The sequence below is a fragment of the Pseudoalteromonas caenipelagi genome (genome assembly GCF_013140855.1).
In the GTDB taxonomy this organism is placed as follows: Bacteria; Pseudomonadota; Gammaproteobacteria; order Enterobacterales; family Alteromonadaceae; genus Pseudoalteromonas; species Pseudoalteromonas caenipelagi.
In genome coordinates this window covers 62,376-79,408 of the sequence record NZ_JABBPG010000011.1, presented here as the reverse complement: position 1 = coordinate 79,408, position 17,033 = coordinate 62,376, and the positions used below count along the sequence as shown (strand labels likewise).

Annotated in this window: 17 protein-coding genes and 1 riboswitch; of the genes, 6 read left to right on the top strand and 11 right to left on the bottom strand. The window is 42.3% G+C overall.

All coding sequences use genetic code 11. From position 1 onward, the window contains the following. Positions 1-26: 26 nt before the first annotated feature. A riboswitch (cobalamin riboswitch) is annotated at positions 27-172 on the bottom strand. Between the two features lie 165 nt (positions 173-337). Continuing rightward, a complete protein-coding gene (locus tag HG263_RS19555; RefSeq protein WP_171627760.1) occupies positions 338-820 on the bottom strand; it encodes a YajQ family cyclic di-GMP-binding protein in 483 nt (160 codons plus the stop codon). Positions 821-960: 140 nt separating this feature from the next. Here HG263_RS19555 and HG263_RS19550 point away from each other — a divergent pair, with 140 nt between their 5' ends. Then, positions 961-1,311 (top strand): VanZ family protein, encoded by a 351-nt coding sequence (locus HG263_RS19550; protein ID WP_171627759.1) that lies wholly within the window; start codon positions 961-963, stop codon positions 1,309-1,311. Next, positions 1,304-2,200, top strand: coding sequence for a ketopantoate reductase family protein (locus HG263_RS19545; RefSeq protein ID WP_171627758.1), 897 nt, complete (start codon positions 1,304-1,306; stop codon positions 2,198-2,200). Before HG263_RS19550 ends, HG263_RS19545 begins: the two co-directional genes overlap by 8 nt. 38 nt (positions 2,201-2,238) lie before the next feature. Here the strand turns inward: HG263_RS19545 and thiI are convergent, their stop codons facing one another. Together thiI and HG263_RS19535 are read right to left on the bottom strand one after the other, a co-directional pair. Beyond that, positions 2,239-3,699 (bottom strand): tRNA uracil 4-sulfurtransferase ThiI, encoded by a 1,461-nt coding sequence (gene thiI / locus HG263_RS19540; protein ID WP_171627757.1) that lies wholly within the window; start codon positions 3,697-3,699, stop codon positions 2,239-2,241. A 105-nt stretch (positions 3,700-3,804) separates the two neighbouring features. Further along, complete coding sequence (locus HG263_RS19535; RefSeq protein WP_171627756.1) at positions 3,805-4,461, bottom strand: TetR/AcrR family transcriptional regulator; 657 nt, start codon at positions 4,459-4,461, stop codon at positions 3,805-3,807. Between the two features lie 189 nt (positions 4,462-4,650). On the opposite strand from HG263_RS19535, the gene coaD reads away from it, so the two are divergent. Next, positions 4,651-5,133, top strand: a complete 483-nt coding sequence (coaD, locus tag HG263_RS19530) for a pantetheine-phosphate adenylyltransferase (RefSeq protein ID WP_171627755.1) — start codon at positions 4,651-4,653, stop codon at positions 5,131-5,133. Next, positions 5,130-6,500 (top strand): capsule assembly Wzi family protein, encoded by a 1,371-nt coding sequence (locus HG263_RS19525; RefSeq protein ID WP_171627754.1) that lies wholly within the window; start codon positions 5,130-5,132, stop codon positions 6,498-6,500. The genes coaD and HG263_RS19525 overlap by 4 nt, the downstream gene beginning before the upstream one ends. A gap of 28 nt (positions 6,501-6,528) precedes the next feature. Here HG263_RS19525 and HG263_RS19520 read toward each other — a convergent pair whose 3' ends face one another. The 8 genes from HG263_RS19520 to argC all read right to left on the bottom strand — a co-directional run bounded on the left by HG263_RS19520 (position 6,529) and on the right by argC (position 14,586). Further along, positions 6,529-7,092 carry a hypothetical protein gene (locus HG263_RS19520; protein ID WP_171627753.1) on the bottom strand — a complete coding sequence of 188 codons (564 nt, stop codon included), beginning with the start codon at positions 7,090-7,092 and terminating at the stop codon, positions 6,529-6,531. Between the two features lie 730 nt (positions 7,093-7,822). Then, positions 7,823-8,347 (bottom strand): hypothetical protein, encoded by a 525-nt coding sequence (locus HG263_RS19515; RefSeq protein WP_171627752.1) that lies wholly within the window; start codon positions 8,345-8,347, stop codon positions 7,823-7,825. Between the two features lie 25 nt (positions 8,348-8,372). Beyond that, on the bottom strand, positions 8,373-8,552 hold the full coding sequence (locus HG263_RS19510; RefSeq protein ID WP_171627751.1) for a hypothetical protein: 180 nt from the start codon (positions 8,550-8,552) through the stop codon (positions 8,373-8,375). A 200-nt stretch (positions 8,553-8,752) separates the two neighbouring features. Then, entirely contained in the window at positions 8,753-10,618 is a 1,866-nt protein-coding gene (argH, locus tag HG263_RS19505) for an argininosuccinate lyase (RefSeq protein ID WP_171627750.1), read from the bottom strand. A gap of 23 nt (positions 10,619-10,641) precedes the next feature. After that, the gene (locus HG263_RS19500; protein WP_171627749.1) at positions 10,642-11,847 is read right to left on the bottom strand and encodes an argininosuccinate synthase; all 1,206 of its coding nucleotides are present in this window, start codon (positions 11,845-11,847) and stop codon (positions 10,642-10,644) included. 14 nt (positions 11,848-11,861) lie between these two features. Beyond that, the gene (locus HG263_RS19495; RefSeq protein WP_171627748.1) at positions 11,862-12,782 is read right to left on the bottom strand and encodes an ornithine carbamoyltransferase; all 921 of its coding nucleotides are present in this window, start codon (positions 12,780-12,782) and stop codon (positions 11,862-11,864) included. An 8-nt stretch (positions 12,783-12,790) separates the two neighbouring features. Beyond that, complete coding sequence (gene argB / locus HG263_RS19490; RefSeq protein WP_171627747.1) at positions 12,791-13,570, bottom strand: acetylglutamate kinase; 780 nt, start codon at positions 13,568-13,570, stop codon at positions 12,791-12,793. After that, positions 13,564-14,586, bottom strand: coding sequence for an N-acetyl-gamma-glutamyl-phosphate reductase (gene argC, locus HG263_RS19485; protein WP_171627841.1), 1,023 nt, complete (start codon positions 14,584-14,586; stop codon positions 13,564-13,566). Before argC ends, argB begins: the two co-directional genes overlap by 7 nt. Before the next feature lie 182 nt (positions 14,587-14,768). On the opposite strand from argC, the gene argE reads away from it, so the two are divergent. Both argE and HG263_RS19475 read left to right on the top strand, forming a co-directional pair. Next, complete coding sequence (argE, locus tag HG263_RS19480) at positions 14,769-15,923, top strand: acetylornithine deacetylase (RefSeq protein WP_171627746.1); 1,155 nt, start codon at positions 14,769-14,771, stop codon at positions 15,921-15,923. 60 nt (positions 15,924-15,983) lie between these two features. Beyond that, positions 15,984-17,027 carry a LacI family DNA-binding transcriptional regulator gene (locus HG263_RS19475; RefSeq protein WP_171627745.1) on the top strand — a complete coding sequence of 348 codons (1,044 nt, stop codon included), beginning with the start codon at positions 15,984-15,986 and terminating at the stop codon, positions 17,025-17,027. Positions 17,028-17,033 lie beyond the last annotated feature (6 nt).

The window sequence follows — 17,033 nt, the reverse complement described above, 5'->3', positions numbered from 1 at the left end:
ACTTGCGCCCACCGCACAAGTAATACAAGTAAGTTGAATTTAAGGCCGGTCTCCGGACTTAGCCCTTTGCAGGCCTCACCGTTGCGGGGGCAGTGTTGGATTACAATCATTCCTTTAACTTTCACCAACTTCCCGATTATCTTAGCAATTTACCTGATAGTTTCACTATCACGACGATGTGATACATCGCCAAGCCAAGCACCTTAAATAGAGGCGCTATTGTGCGAACTTTAGAAAGGATTGTCAATGGACGTCTAGAAATCTAAAGCAAGCTAATTCCCGCTTGCTTTAGTCAATTTGAAACGCTAGTCCCAATCAAACGGTTGCTTGGTAACTATTAGTCACGGAAGTTTTTAAATTGAAAAGGCTGGCCAAGTTCTGCACCACGGATAAGCTGCATAACTTCTTGCAAATCATCACGCTTTTTACCTGTAACACGTACTTCTTCACCTTGAATAGCTGCTTGAACTTTGACTTTTGAGTCTTTGATCAATTTAACTAATTTCTTCGCCATTTCTTTTTCGATGCCTTGCTTTAAGCTGACCTTGCGCGAAACGTACTTACCTGTACGTTCGATGTCTTTGAGCTCAAGGCTCGCCACATCAAGGCCTCGCTTTGATGCTTTATTAGCAAGGATATCAAATAATTGCATTACTTGTGGATCAGCCTCAGCTTTAAGCGTGATCACGTCATTGGTAAGTTCTATTGAAGCATCAACACCACGAAAGTCGTATCTTGTTTCTAGCTCTCGCTTAGCATTATCCACTGCATTTTTTGCTTCTGTCATTTCGATTTCAGACACAATGTCAAAAGAAGGCATGTTATTCTCCTAAAATATGAATAGCTCAATTATATCAACCTAAATAAGAATGTGGGTAAAAAAGTGATATTCACCCACCAGCCAGTTTTAGATGGTATACTGAGCGCAAAATCGGTGGCTATTAATATGTAGGAAGTTTTGTGACCAGGCGGGTTTATCAAGTTTTACTTTTAATTACTTTGGCTGTGTGTACCTATTTATTTGCTAGGGAGTTTAAGCACTCAGGTATTCAATTTGAACATGCAGATAAAGTCGTACATTTTGCTATCTTTTTTGTCCTAGCGTTTATTATGCACCATGCTTTTAAATGGCCCATGATAGCGCAGCTTATCATATTAGCAGGCTATGGAATTGGTGTTGAGGTTATGCAAGATTCCTTACCTTATCGGCAGGCTTCTCTTGGTGATTTTGTCGCTGACTTTTTTGGCGCACTAAGCTACTATCTTGGTTATTTGGCCTTACGCTTCTGGCAAGAAAAAAGGCATGTCTAAAGTACATATTCTCGGAGCAGGAGCAATCGGTTTAACGTTTGCGCACGCGCTCAGTAAACAGCATGACATTACAATTCTCTCGCGTAATCAAAAATGCCGTGAGTGGCTTTATACTGAACAACAGACCTCTGTAATTAAGGCTAAAACGCTTTCAATAGCGCAAGCACACTCAACGAACGAAAAAATAGATAACTGCTTTGTGTGTGTAAAATCGTACCAACTAACACAAGCGTTGACGGATGTGCTCCCCTTGTTGTCCGACACTGCCAACCTGATTATTAGCCATAATGGCATGCAAGATCTGACAAAGTTGACTAAGCAACTGAAAGTTCACCAAGCTCTTTATTTTGTTAGTACTGCAAAAGGCGCATTAAAGCTCAGCGACCATCATGCCAAAGCATCGGGCTTAGGAGACACCTTTTTAGGTGCTTGTAACCTATCTGCCAAAGCTAAGATTGAGCAGGTATACCAAGCGTTCTTTGCCACTTTGCTACCACCGAGCTTTATACATAACGATATAAACCAGCTACGCTGGCAAAAACTGGCCGTTAATATCGCAATTAACCCTTTAAGTGCCATGCATCAAGTGCCCAACGGCCAACTTAGGCAGCCTCGTTATGCCAGTACAATTCTATCATTACTTAATGAGGCTTGCGCGGTTGCTAAATGTGAAGATATCGACCTACCACTGTCGAATGCGCTGCAAAGTGCGTATCAAGTTATGACCCGAACCCAAAACAATTTTTCATCAATGGCACAAGACGTTAAACTCGGCCGCAAAACGGAGATTGACGCAATTTGTGGCTATATCGTTGAGCTTGGTAAAAAGCACCACATTGCAACACCTGCAAATATGGCAATGCTTCAAACTATCCGCGACAAGCATTAAAAAAGCCGAGCAAGCTCGGCTTTTTTAACTGGCTAAGTTTATTCTGGCTTATACACTTTTACGTTCATAAAGCCATTTTCGTGTAAGATCAGCGCCTGCAGTTGGCTCATCACGCCTTTAGAGCAATACAAGTAGTACTCTTTATCTTGTGGCAAATCAGCAAATTTTGTAGCAAGGCGGAAAAATGGCAGGTGCACCACTTCAACACCTTCAATTTCAAGTGGGCTAGCATCTTCTTCATCGGGAGAACGAATATCTAATACGACCCCATTTTCTGGTAGCTCACTGGCGGTCTCAGCTTCTTTAACTTCTTCTTTTGCTTCGGCTTCAATATCACGAATATCTTTCACAACCGCGTTATTGACCACAGTATCAAGTACATCAAAATCAAACTTTTGCTCTTCGGCTAAAATCGTCTCTAGTTTCGCTTTTACTGTTGGCTTATTAGAGATAACACCGCAATACTCCGGCATTGCCTCAGCCATTTCAATGGTGCCAATTTCTCGCGCGATTTTTATGATGTCAGCTTTGTCATATTGAATGAGTGGACGAACAATCAAAGTTTCGGTTACACGATCAATTACGTTGAGATTTGCTAGAGTTTGGCTCGACACCTGACCAATACTTTCGCCAGTCACTAATGCTGGTATATTAAATCGCTCAGCTACCTGGCTACCGGCGCGCATCATCATACGTTTAAGTACAACACCCATCTGGCCGTTTTCGACATTTTCTAAAATCTCAGCAACGACCGGCTCAAAATCAACGGTGATAAATTTAACTCGGTGTGTTGAGCTATATCTTTTCCATAAATAGTGGCTTACCTGTTTAACCCCAATTTCATGCGCTGCACCGCCTAGATTAAAGAACAAAAAGTGCGTACGGGCACCTTTGCGGATCATTTGATATGTTGCAACCCCAGAATCAAATCCGCCAGAAATAAGCGATAACACGTCTTCTTGACTAGGAAGAGGAAAACCGCCAATACCGTAGTGTGTATGGGTCACAATGTAAGCAAGATCATCTTTTATCTCAATTTTAACGGTCACATCTGGTTTGCTGAGTTTAACTTTAGCACCTGATACATGTTGATTTAAGCCCCCACCGACGTAACGCTCCACATCACTGGAGGTGAAGTCATGCTTACCATTACGCTTTACGCGCACGCAAAACGTTTTATTCTCAATCGTGTGACCCGCGAGTTCGAGTGTTCGCTGGTAGATATCGTCAAGCGTCTCAAAAGTTGTTTCCTGTACTTCAATAAACTGCACAATTCCAGGCACACGCTTTAAATTATCAACAAGTGCATCACGCGTTTTGCTATCTGTGCTGTCACTAATGACGGCGATATTATCCCAGTTATTTTTTACTTTGATATGTTCGTCAACGCGACTCAGCAGGATCTTGATATTCTTCTCTAACAGTTTAGTGAAGCGTTTTCGAACTGATTTGCTTTTTATAGCAATTTCAGGGTGCAGTTTGACGATAAATTTAAACATAGAAATAACTCTTTTGCAGGGCGAATGCGCGCCGGGATATCGGGCGCGCGATTATAGCAAATTTCTATGCGTCTAGGAAATAAACAAACCAATTAAAGCGATTTGTTACGCTATGCTAGGTAACGACTCATCAGCAAGACGCTGATATTGCGATTGAAGACTTTGAATTTTATCTTCACTCAAATCGGTGCAATATGGCTTAAACAGCATAAGTACTTTAACAATACCGTTGTAGATATCTTGTTGCTCCAGTACTCCAGTCATTCTGCGCGCTTTGACATATGGTGTCCAAAAGCTCACTGTCATCTTCAGCATATGTGCAAGTTCTTTTGCATCATCATCTGTAATATCAATGACCTTACTCTTTCTTAAGCCTATAACGACTGAAAGAACTTGTTCTAACAAGTCAGTTTGAAACTCAATATATTGCTTTTTAAGCACACCATCTCTTGCCAAAATATCGGTAAGATTGTCGTAGAAGAAATGATAACGCCACATTAAATCAAATAGAGAATCCAGATACTTAGTTAGCTGCTCAAGTGGCTCGAACTCTGTATCTAAAGGCTTAAAGTGGGTGCTCAAGTGTTCTCGATATAATGAGAATATATTGCGAATAATGTCTTCTTTATTTTTAAAATGGTAGTACAAATTGCCAGGGCTAATGCCCAAATTTGAGGCAATATGATTCGTAGTAATCGCTCTTTCACCATGTAGGTTAAAAAGGGCGATACTGGTACGAATTATTTTTTCCTTGGTATTCATATCCTGATCTCTTTGACACGCGATTAATTATAGGATGTGTTTCACTAACTGGGTCAGTATAGTCAATTAGCTACTCTGAAAATAGCACTAAAGGGTATATGATATAAGTGTACATAGTGCAAAGCAGACCAGTGAAATATACTCAAAACATTGCTACCATAAGGCAAATTTTTTTGTCGATACAATGTTATGAAAGTTACAGCTCTATACCCAGGTACCTTCGATCCGCTCACTAATGGTCATGCAGATTTGATTAAACGTGCTGCAAAAATGTTTGATGTTGTGTTGTTGGCAATTGCACATAACCCAAATAAACAACCTTGCTTTTCACTAGAAGAACGGGTGTCACTTGCTGAACAGATACTCGCAGAGTATAAAAACGTTAAAGTAATTGGTTTTTCTGGGCTTTTGGTAGACTTAGCCAAACAACAAAAGGCGAACGTACTGATCCGAGGGATCCGTGCTGTCTCAGACTTTGACTATGAGTTTCAACTTGCAAACATGAACCGTCGCCTACACCCTGATTTAGAAAGCGTTTTTCTCACGCCCTCTGAGCGCAACTCTTTCATTTCTTCAACTTTAGTAAAAGAGGTTGCACTACACAAAGGTGATGTGAGCGAATTTGTTCACCCTCTGGTAGCCCAAGCTTTAAAGGAAAAATTACACGGATGAAGTTAACTTATTTAAGTGCCATACTTGCACTCACTTTAAGCCAGTGTGCAGTTGCCAGCCCATGGATAAATAGTGATGATAATGAGCTAAAACACTCAATTGATTTGCTTGTTAGTCATGGGCTAATTAGTCGTCCAGTCAATCAATACCCTCTATTGTGGCAAGGTATAGTGCAAGACCTAACTCAGATTGATGATGAAAATGTCCCCCAAAGCGCTGAATTTGCGCTTGCTCATGTTAGACATGCCCTGCAACAAGCAAAGCGCCAACGATATTCTAGTGTCAAAGCACACTTTGATGATGCCTCTAAATTACAAGATGGCATAGGTCAACGCCAAGCTTCTCGATCGGGTATATCGAGTTATGGGATGATCACCAACAACTATGTTAGTGCAAAAGTGCAAGTTAACTACACGGATAAAGCGCTAGATGGTAAACAAATAAACCATTATGGCAGCCACCTTGCCATTCTTTATGGCAACTGGGCTGTGAGTGCTGAAAGGCTCAATTATTGGTGGGGCCCAGCCAACGAAAACGCACTGATGCTGTCAAATAATGCCGCCCCGATGAAAGCGTTGCGACTAAGCCGTACCAACAGTGACTACACTGGGCCATCGCTTTTTTCGTTTGTCGGGCCTTGGCAAGTTACCGCCATTACTGCAAAACAAAAACCAAGCTTGTTAGATAATCGCAGTGGTGACTTTTGGGGATTAAGGCTCTCTAGCTCCCCCTTAAGCGGGTTAGAGATCGCATTTAGTACCACTTCAAGTGATTTTGTACTAGAGCAACCGCTGTTGGACACAAAGCCAGCTGTAAGGCAACGCTTAACGAGTCTTGATGTGAAGTTTTCTGGCTCGCTATTTAATCAAGCCTGGGCGGCATATGCAGAAGTTGCAGGTAATAATGACACAGGAATCCTGCCAAGTGAAAATATGCTCACTATGGGTATTGAGCACTACACGGGTAATGCGCAATATCGCCTAAAAAGCTATTTGGAATATAGTGATAGTACGACAGACTGTCGGGCGAAACAGGCAAGTTTTCAGTGTAATTTTGATGTTGCCTCAGGCGGCTCTGAATATACCCAGCGCCAACAATGGCTTGGCGCAGCCATTGGTCCGCAAGCAAAAAGTGTCACCCTAGCTTCTGATTATCATGCACTAGCTGGATTTGGTGGCTTTGCCAAATTAAAGTTTATCGATTTTGAGAACCTAAAAGTGGAGCGTACGTTACTAGAGCTAGGCTATCAGCAAGGCCTATTTAGTGGACTGCTTAAAACGGGTATCTCTGTTTGGCAAGATAAACAAGAGCATGAAGATAACGACACACACAGTGCTGTTAAACTGAGTTGGGAGTACCAGTTTTAACTGTATCGTAAAAGATAACAAAAAGGCGCTATTGCGCGCCTTCTTCTCGTTTTAATTCTTTGCGTTCATTTAGGCGTATAACTATTTTTACCCACAGGGCTCTTAGGTTTAAGAAGTCTTTATTGGTACACAGCCCAATCATGATACCTAAATAAATGAATTTTCCGACAATCGCATAAACGTGCCATAACCACCAAACCTCTGCTCGACCTAGCCATGCGAGATCAATGTACATTACTGAAGAGCATATACAGTTTATGGCTGAAAAAACTAAAATATATATATAGGCATTAGAGGCTTGCAGCTTCAAAAACCGATGCAGAGCCCACAGTAACAGTATGAGCTGCATATCGTAAATTACGATCAACAAATATGTATTAATTGTGTTACCGAAGAAGTCCCAATTAAAAGAGTAAGCACTAAAGCTGTATGAAACCAGCGTAAGAAATAAAGTAAGTAATAGTGATGTCGGGACTTTCTTTTTAAAGAAATGGCTCACTAAGTAAAAAACAAGTGTAGCTGCCATGATAGCTGGTGTTGCCGAGTCCACAGCTTTAGGAATAACGACAAACATTAATTCAGAGTAGGTCATGTGAGTAATCCGTTAGGGGTATTTCGCCGTTCAAGTTTGTAGCTTTTCCATTAAATCAGCATAGAGCTGGACGACATTAACTAAGGACAAGTAGATTAGAGTTAGCATCATCAACAAGTCAATAACGTCACGAATTATGCGTCAATCTACATGACTTTAAAGAATTCATTTGTAGTTTTGTACGCTTAATTGCAAGCCCTAATTTTAGGTAGTCTTGATTCATACAAAGTCCAATAACCATTAGAATATCAAGTAGCTTTGCGACTACGCTATAGAAGTACCAGAACCACCATACCTCCCTTTGACCAAACAGATATCTATGTATAGTACCAAGTTAAGAGTTGATTGAAGCGCTGTAAACCCAATCAAATAAAGAAAAGCGACACTATAGTCAAGTTTCAAAACTTTATGCAAAACCCATAACAAAAGAATCAATTCTGCGTCATATATGATTGCAAGTAGTTGCGGGTTTACTACTAATGAGAAGATTCGCCAATCATTTGTGAAATATAGAAATGCATAAGATAGCAAGGTAAGACCGAGAGTCATGATACTCGATACATTCCCATTTTTTTAGTCCATGAAGTTAAACATCGATGGAAAAATGTAATTATCATCAGAACAATGTAGGTATTTTGAATTAATTTAGGCGATTCCACAAACAAGAACTTATCGAAAGACGTTACATTCTCACCAACAATAATTTCGTTTTTTAAAACAAACTCTAACTTCAATCTCGTAGAGCAACCTGTTTTCTAAACCCTTTTTTTATCTTGTTAGATAACTTCAAAAATAACAGAAAATCTCTATTAAGGATCAGCGCTGCAACCATCATTAAGTCAAATACATTGATCAATATGCTATAGGTTGTCCAAAACCACCAATGCTGCCTATTCACTAATAAGCTAATATCCATATGCATCAATAGAAATAAGACACTATTTATTGATAAACCAAGAAAAACATAAATACTGGCTGTTGAAAACCGCAGTTTCAGCACTTTGTGCGGTAACCATATAAGTAATATTGTTACCAAATCAAAAGCTAGCCATATTAAATACTGAAAGCTAGTGTCTAGAATTATGTCAAAGAAATGGTTACTCAAAAAATAAGAAGCAGCCATAACACAAGATGAAAATACAAGAGAACTATTTTGACTTAACTTAAGTAAAAAGAAACTTAAATTAAAAATGAATGCAAGGATAAAGCCTAACACAACAATCGTTTCAAAATGCAGGCTCAGTTCACCAAACAAAATAGTCCCCTTTCAATTCTAAATATTAAAAACTAGTACTTTTAGGAGGGTTAGGAGGGTAATAGCCACCACCACGAGCACCACCAACTTGAGCTAATAACTCTTTATTTGATAGCACTTTAGCAGAAAGTTCAAGGCTTTGACTAGCCCCTAGATTTGCTGTTTGTTGTTTTTTTGTCGCTTTAATCGCTTTTAGTAGTTTCATATTAACCTCATTTAGTAAATTAAAATAATGAAAAGTTATTAACTTTACAGTTACAAATTTGAGACATTTAAAAGCAAAAGGTGGGCCACATTTTTTTGACGCAAAGAAAGCTGAGGTGAATAAACAAAAAAGTAAGTTAGTCTTCAAAATAAAAAGAGCGCTTGGGATCAGCCAAGCGCCTTTTGTCGTCTTCAGGGAGTTCAGGCCACAAATTTACACGGGATCACCGTACTCCTTGCCGCCTTTAGAATAAATTCCATTGCCACTTCATCACAGTTTTCTTTTCGCAGACACAAGTCGCAATCTTTCATCACCTTTTCGGGTAAAGTATCTTTTGTACAATAACTAAACCCTTGCTTAGTGAAGAATCCAGGTACTCGAGTTAACACAATAATGCGATTTAGCGCCAACTTGCGCGCTTTTGATAGCAAATGAGTAACTAATTGCATACCTTGGCCTTTAACAGGCGTTTGTGGGTCAACGCCTAAAGAGCGGATCTCAGCAAGCCCCGTATCGTAAATATACAGCGATGCGCATCCCGTTACTTTGCCATCGACAACGGTTACGGCAAACTCATTAATCGAGTGGATCATGTCACTTTTAGCACGCGGCAAATTTTCGCCGACTTTAGCCCAATGCTGGATCAATTCAGCAATCGCATCAACATCATCAAGTGTCGCGTCTCTGACTAAGATCTGTTGTTTTTTTTTCGCCACACGGACCGCATTTTCAACTTGCGTGACAGATGTACCACCAAGTGCTTGGCGCGCTGCAATACCAGCATCGAGCTCTAACACTGGGTATACACCTTCATCAATCACATCGCAGACACTTTTAAAGGTGTCTAAGCTCAACTCTTCGAGGCTTTTCCCTTGCGCAATGGCTATCTGTACAAGTTGGCCAACAATATGGTGTCCTTCTCTAAACGGGATCCCTTTGGCTACTAAATAATCGGCAAGTTCTGTCGCATTGGCATGGCCACCTTTTGCCGCTTCGCGGGTTTTTTCACCATTGACTTTAAGGCCTTCGATACACGCTTGTGCCATATGGATACACGCAAGCCATGTTGGCATCGCATCAAACAAGCCTTCTTTGTCTTCTTGCATATCTTTATTGTAAGCAAGAGGCAATGCTTTAAGCGTCATCATCATGGCACTAAATGCGCCAAACACTCGCCCTGTTTTTCCTCGGATCAATTCCAACGCATCTGGGTTTTTCTTCTGTGGCATCAACGAAGAACCCGAGGTAACGTTATCAGCAAGCTCAATAAACCCTGCCTCACCTGAGTTGTAAAAAATTAAGTCTTCTGCAAAGCGAGACAAGTGAATCATTGAAATACTGGCACAACTGAGTAGCTCTACCACAAAGTCTCTATCAGAAACGGCATCTAAACTATTGCGACATGCATGGCTAAAACCTAAATTGGTTGCTAGCGTTTCTCTATCAATGGGGTATGCAGTACCAGCCAGCGCGCCACTGCCAAGCGGGCACACATTCAAACGCATTAACGCATCTTGCAGGCGCGATTCATCGCGCTCTAGCATTTCGACATACGCCATACACCAGTGACTAAACAGCACGGGCTGCGCACGCTGCAAATGCGTATAACCTGGTAATATTGTGCCAAGCTCACGCTCTGCAAGTTGTACAAACGCCGACTTTAACGAACCTAAAGCCGCCAGCAGCTGCTCAGCACTTTGGCGACTCCAAAGCCGAAAATCTGTAGCAACTTGGTCATTACGACTACGCCCAGTGTGTAGCTTTTTAGCCAAGTCACCTACTTGCTCAATGAGCTTAGCTTCAACATAAGAGTGAATATCCTCATACCCAGCACAGGCGACCGCACTCAAATCTTGCTGAACTTGCTCTAACAATTGATTGAGCGCTGCCACTAACTCTTGATGCTCTTGCTCGTTAAGCACGTTCACTTGTGCCAACGCGCCAGCCCACGCAATAGAACCCACAATGTCCTGCTCTGCCAATTGGTAATCAAATGGCAAAGAGTCATTAAACTGCTTGAATGCCGCATCCGGACCCGATGAAAAACGCCCGCCCCATAACGCCATAATATTTCTCCTAACGCTCTGAATTACGACTTTTTATTCAAAGCCGCAATCCGACTAGAAAGCGAAAATAAACGAATAAATCCTTCGGCATGTGATTGATCATAAACATCATCTTCGCCGAACGTTGCAAAGTCTTCACTGTATAAACTATTGATCGACTGCTTTTGTACCGCACTAACTTGGCCCTTGTAGAGTTTTAACACCACCTCTCCCGTTGCCACCTCAGATAGCGCTTGCGCACCTGCCAAAATTGAATCTTTTAAAGGCGTAAACCAACGACCGTCATACACTAAGTGGGCAAATTCACCGCCTAGGGTTTCTTTCCACTTACGACTCGATTTATCTAATACCAATTCATCAATTGCCTGCAGCGCAGCCATGATCACGGTTCCTCCCGGTGTTTCATAGCAGCCACGAGATTTCATACCAACCAGACGGTTCTCTACGATATCTACGCGCCCTACACCGTGCGCCGCAGCAATGTTATTAAGCTGTACTAAGCATTGATATGGGCTATAGCGCTCACCATTTACCGCGACCACTTCACCTTGTTCGACTATAACACTCACAAACTCAGGTTTATCTGGCGCTTGCTCTGGCGATACAGTCATCGTCCAAACTTGCTCACTCGGTTGATTCCAAGGGTTTTCAAGCTCTCCCCCTTCATGGGAAATATGCCAAGCATTCGCATCACGGCTATAAATCTTTGTCGCCGACGCTGAACAAGGGATATTACGCTCAGCTAAATAATCTAAAAGCGATTCACGACTCGATAAACTCCACTCACGCCACGGTGCGATCACCTTAAGATCTGGAGCAAGCGCAGCAAAACAAGACTCAAAACGCACCTGATCATTCCCCTTGCCCGTACAACCGTGAGAAAGCGCATCAGCGCCGACTTTACGTGCAATTTCAACTTGTGCTTTGGCAATGATAGGACGGGCCATTGAAGTCCCAAGTAAATAGGTGCCTTCATAAATTGCGCCGGTTTTCAAAGTCGGATAAATGTAATCACTGACCATCTGCTCTTTAAGATCGACGATGTGACACTCTGATGCACCAGATGCAATGGCTTTTTCTTCCACGCCAGCGAGTTCCTCTTCGCCCTGTCCCACATCAGCTACAAACGCAACAACTTCACAGTCATAGTTTTCTTTTAACCAAGGAACAATTGCTGATGTATCCAAGCCACCAGAATAGGCCAATACTACTTTTTTAATTTCGCTCATTTTGCTTTACATCCTTACACATAATTTGGATTTAACAGTGACACCAGCAAAGCATTCTGGGCATGCATGCGGTTTTGTGCTTGTTGAATTATTTTGGAATTATTACCATCCATCACCTCTGAGGTGATCTCATACTCACGGTGAGCTGGCTGGCAGTGCAGTACTGTACTTGCGCCTGTCTGCTGTACCAGCGCTGCATTAATTTGATATGGCATAAAGGTCTGCTTTACTTGCTCTAGACAAGCATCGTTCCCCATAGACACCCATGTATCTGCATAGAGCGCATTGGCACCTACTGCAGCTTCTACACGGTCACTTATTAGTACTGACGCACCATTCGCCGCCGCTATCTGCTCTGCTTGTTTCACTATTTGCGCATCAGGTGAATGTCCTTTTGGGCAAACAGCAACAAAATCAGTCCCCAATGTGGCTGCTAATAGCATCAGTGAATGAGTCACATTGTTGCCTTCACCTAAATAGGCCAATTTCAATTGGCTCACATCACCATGCACTTCTTGCAGTGTTAAAAAGTCAGCCAATGCTTGGCAAGGGTGATATAAATCGCAGAGGCTATTGACCACAGGGATAGAGGCATGCTCAGCCAGTGTATTCAAAGTGCTGTGGTGATTAACCCGAGCAACAAGGCCGTCGGCCCATGCCGAGATATTAAGCGCAAAGTCTTTTACTGACTCACGATCACCCATTGCCCCATTTTGCTGATCAAGGTAAACAGCATGGCCTCCGAGCTTATTAATGCCAATGTCAAAAGATAAGCGAGTACGTAAGCTAGGCTTTTCATACAATGTCACTATCGACTTACCAGTCAGCGCATTTGAATACTCTTGTGGCTGATTTTTAATGTTTTGTGCAAGCTTAAGTAGCTTTAATATCTTTGCTTGGTCTAACTCAAGACCGGTTAAAAAGTGCTGTAACATATTCTTTCCTATGGTGTGATCTGTGTACCAACATGTGCGCCATTGAGTAACGCAACAAGATTCTCAGGCTTTTGCCAACTAGAGATATACACACCACGTCGTAAGTGTTGGGCTGCGCGAAGGCTGGTCTTTACTTTGACCTCCATTCCGCCCACTATCACTCCTGTATCAATAAGTTGCTCAATTTGCGCTTGATTGAGCTGATGAAGAGGCTGTTTATTGCCATCTAACACCGCTTCAACATCCGTCATAAAAATAAGTTCAGCATTGAGCAGACTTGCAATGGCTGCCGCTGCCTCATCTGCGTTAACATTGAATAACTGGCCATCATCTCCAAGGCCTACTGAACTGACTAAGGGAATACGACCCAATGCCAACATAGCAGGCAGTAAACCCGAACTTCCTTCAACACACTCGCCAACTTGACCGAGTGCTTTTAGTTTTTGTGTTGCAAGCAAGCCTGCTTCATATAAGCAACAGCCTATCGGCTGTAACCCAGCAGTGATTGCCTGCGCCATCAACTGTTTATTGGCACATCCAGCTAACGCACCAACAATATATGGCATCTGTTCTTTGGGACTTATCCGCAAGCCTTGATGTTTTGCCGTAGCAAACCCAGCATCATTCAACCAACGATCAACCAGCGCTCCGCCGCCATGCACCACCACAAATTGCTGTGCTTTATCTTGCTCACTCACCTGAGCCAGATGCTTAAATAATGCATGTGCTGCGTCTTCAGTATCTAGTACCGCACCACCTACTTTTATCACCCAAGTTTGCATTACCACGCTCCCTTTAAACCTAATTCTGGCTGTAACTGGCTAGATAAATTCATGCACTGTAGTGCTTGACCCGCCGCGCCTTTTAGAAGGTTATCAATCGCAACCACCACAATAAGCTGGCTGCCTTGTTGTTGCCAACCAATATCTACATAAGGCAACCCTGCTACGCCTTTGATAGAAGGCAGCTGTGCGCCTTTTAATCTGATCAACGGTTCATCTGCTAACACTTGATATGCAGCTTCTATCTGATTGCTGGTCACCTGAGGTTTTAACGACACATAAATAGTCTCTAAAATACCGCGTGCGAAATTGCCCAAATGTGGAGTAAATAGCACCTCATGATCAAGGTACTGTTTTATCTCTGGTGTATGACGATGATTAAACAAGCCGTAGGGTGCCAAAGAGACTTCACAAAAGTGAGTATTGATACTGGCTTTTCTACCCGCACCGGTAACGCCTGAAACAGCATTGATAATGATTTTTTCGTCTGCGATTAAACCCGCCTGTTTAAGCGGTTTCAGAGCATTAAGGGCTGCAGTTGGATAGCACCCAGCAACGGCAATCAATTGTGCAGCAGCTATCGCTTGTGCATTCCACTCAGCAAGCCCATATTCTGCTTGCTTTAGCCATTGTTCATAAGGGTGACTAAAGCCGTAATACTGCTCATAATCTTGGCTGGTGGCTAAACGATATCCACCAGATAAGTCAAAAACCTTTTTTCCCATTTCAAGAAACTTTGGGGCAAGTTCCACACTCACTTTGTGGTCGGTACACAAGCACACGTAATCCGCTTGAGCTTGAATGTCAGCAAAAGCACTTGCTGACAAGGGGAGTAACGGCGTGTCGAGCAAATTTCCATGCTCTGGATATAACTGACTCAATAATGTGTTCTTATCCAAGCTTTGCTCTGACACGTAACAACCTGACAGGGAGAAGTTAGGGTGTTTGGCTATTAAACTGGCAAGTTCTGCACCGCTATATCCGCTGGCGCCAACAACTGCGATGTTCTTTGTTACATTCATCATTTTTTATGGTGCTCTCTAATTTGTATTGCGTTTTCTAGTCAAAATGAAATTAAATGGTGAATGAGTATCGTCGCATGCCAGCCTCTAAATATATTTATGCTAAAAAAGTGAATTGATATTCATACTAAACACCTTTAAATTGTTATGCAAACACTTTGGATAAATATTTTGGATTTTTTATGAGCAACCCCACCTTTTTAGCTATGTACCAACAATTAATCGCTAACCCTTCGGTCAGTGCTTTGGACGATTCTTTAAACATGAGTAACCGCCCCGTCATTGATTTACTTGCAAGCTGGTGCGAAAACTTAGGCTTTAACGTAGAGATCACCGAACTTGAAAATGCGCCAGGAAAATTCAACTTACTGGCTAAGCGCGGTCAAGGCCATGGTGGTTTAATGTTGGCAGGACATACTGATACTGTGCCCTTTGATGACAGTCGATGGAACTTCAACCCCTTCAAGTTAGAGCAGCATGATAATCGCTTATATGGGCTTGGTTCGATTGATATGAAAGGCTTTTTTGCTTTTGCTTTAGATGCGATCAAAGCTCTCGATGAACAAGGTGCTGTACAGACACAGCCACTACTCATTCTGGCCACCGCTGACGAAGAAACCACCATGGCAGGTGCGCAACAGGTGGCAAAACACAGTAATTTAAAACCTGCGCGCTGTATTATCGGAGAACCCACAGATATGACGCCGGTTTATACCCATAAAGGGCATATGAGCAGCGCCATTAGAGTGATTGGACGCTCCGGTCATAGCTCTGATCCTGAGCGTGGCCTTAACGCCATCGAAATCATGCACAAGGTAATTGCAAAACTATTACACCTAAAAGAAGAGTTAAAGAATAAATATTCACTTAGCGATTTTGCAATTCCTTATCCTACATTAAACTTGGGGCATATCCATGGCGGCGACAATGCCAATCGTATTTGCGGCTGCTGTGAGCTCCATATTGATTTGCGCCCACTACCAGGGTTGAGCATAAAAGAGTTGCAAGCTTTGTTATTAGATGCAGTGGCACCGCTTAACGCTCAATACCCAAATAGTGTCTGTGTGATTGACTTGCACGACCCTATTCCAGCATTTAGTGGCAAAACGGATAGCGCCTTAGTTAAACTGGCCGAGCAGATATCTCAAAGCAAAGCCGTTGCTGTAAATTATTGTACTGAAGCGCCATTTATACAGCAGCTTGGCTGCGAAACCATCGTGATGGGACCTGGCAGCATAGAGCAAGCACATCAACCTGATGAATACTTAGCGATAGAGAAGATTGCCCCTGCGCAACAACAAATTCGCCAGTTAATAAATGAGCTGTGTTTTAGTTAGTGCTTTAAGTAAGCATCTATGCTGATGTAAACTAGAAAAAAACCAAATAGCCGGATGCAAATGACAGGAAAGAAGTGGACCCTAAAAAGTATTGCTGCACATCTTGGTGTATCCAATGCAACTGTATCAAATGCTTTTAATCGACCTGATCAGTTATCAAAACAAAAAAGGGAAGAGATCTTATCTGCATGTCATGAACTTGGCTACTTTGGACCGAATAAAGCTGCCCGTTCTCTTAGAAAGGGCACCTTCAATATTGTCGCGCTGGTCTTACCCGATAGTGTTGAATATATGGTGTCTGATCCTGTGGCAAGTAGCTTTATGCGCGGTGTTGCAAACGTGCTTGAACCCCAGGGCATTAATTTACTACTATTTTCGGGCAATGCTGACAATGTCAGCAACGTTGTTGACTTTGTTGATGGTTTTATTTGTTATGGCAGACCAAGAAATACTAAACTCATTGCCCATCTTGCTGTACTCAATAAAGAAGTAGTTGCTGTAGACTTTGAACTTAATGGGCAAGCCAGTGTGAACATTAACAATCACCAAGCTGCATACGAAGTTGCAAATCAAGCGCTCAGGGCTTTTACCGACGCCTCAAAAGAAGCCAACGTTGCCATTTTAGGTTTGCGACTGTTAGACACTGAACTCATTTGCCGCGTGTATGATCATCACCTGCCAAAACTCAATACCTCTATTGCACACCAACGTTTAGCAGGGTTTAGACAAGCACTACAAGAATCCAATGTCTCAATGTCTGACGATAGAACTTGGAATATCCCCGAGAGTAGTGAACGTTGGGCCCGCATCGCCGCAAAAGAAGCATTAAACGTGCAACCACGTCCAAATGTATTGTTATGCATGAGCGACTTAATTGCACTCGCCGCAGCAAGAGAAGCACAAGAACAGGGGCTCAAAGTGCCTCAAGAATTGAAAATTGTTGGCTTTGACGGTATTGATGAAGCCCAGCTATTTAACCCAGCGATCACCACTATACATCAAAATAGTGAGGCTAAAGGGCAACATGCAGCTGAGTTATTTATCAATAAACAAAAACAACAAGTGATCTTGCCGTTTGAGTTGCGAATGGGCCAATCTACTTAGCCCATT

Excerpts from the sequence above, each read along its gene's own strand:
- coaD (WP_171627755.1), top strand. The coding sequence starts at position 4,651 with ATGAAAGTTACAGCTCTATACCCAGGTACCTTCGATCCGCTCACTAAT.
- HG263_RS19500 (WP_171627749.1), bottom strand. The coding sequence starts at position 11,847 with ATGAGCGAAATTAAAAAAGTAGTATTGGCCTATTCTGGTGGCTTGGAT.
- HG263_RS19475 (WP_171627745.1), top strand. The coding sequence starts at position 15,984 with ATGACAGGAAAGAAGTGGACCCTAAAAAGTATTGCTGCACATCTTGGT.
- HG263_RS19535 (WP_171627756.1), bottom strand. The coding sequence starts at position 4,461 with ATGAATACCAAGGAAAAAATAATTCGTACCAGTATCGCCCTTTTTAAC.
- argE (WP_171627746.1), top strand. The coding sequence starts at position 14,769 with ATGAGCAACCCCACCTTTTTAGCTATGTACCAACAATTAATCGCTAAC.
- thiI (WP_171627757.1), bottom strand. The coding sequence starts at position 3,699 with ATGTTTAAATTTATCGTCAAACTGCACCCTGAAATTGCTATAAAAAGC.
- argH (WP_171627750.1), bottom strand. The coding sequence starts at position 10,618 with ATGGCGTTATGGGGCGGGCGTTTTTCATCGGGTCCGGATGCGGCATTC.
- HG263_RS19555 (WP_171627760.1), bottom strand. The coding sequence starts at position 820 with ATGCCTTCTTTTGACATTGTGTCTGAAATCGAAATGACAGAAGCAAAA.
- HG263_RS19510 (WP_171627751.1), bottom strand. The coding sequence starts at position 8,552 with ATGAAACTACTAAAAGCGATTAAAGCGACAAAAAAACAACAAACAGCA.
- HG263_RS19495 (WP_171627748.1), bottom strand. The coding sequence starts at position 12,782 with ATGTTACAGCACTTTTTAACCGGTCTTGAGTTAGACCAAGCAAAGATA.
- HG263_RS19520 (WP_171627753.1), bottom strand. The coding sequence starts at position 7,092 with ATGACCTACTCTGAATTAATGTTTGTCGTTATTCCTAAAGCTGTGGAC.
- HG263_RS19545 (WP_171627758.1), top strand. The coding sequence starts at position 1,304 with ATGTCTAAAGTACATATTCTCGGAGCAGGAGCAATCGGTTTAACGTTT.
- HG263_RS19525 (WP_171627754.1), top strand. The coding sequence starts at position 5,130 with ATGAAGTTAACTTATTTAAGTGCCATACTTGCACTCACTTTAAGCCAG.
- argC (WP_171627841.1), bottom strand. The coding sequence starts at position 14,586 with ATGAATGTAACAAAGAACATCGCAGTTGTTGGCGCCAGCGGATATAGC.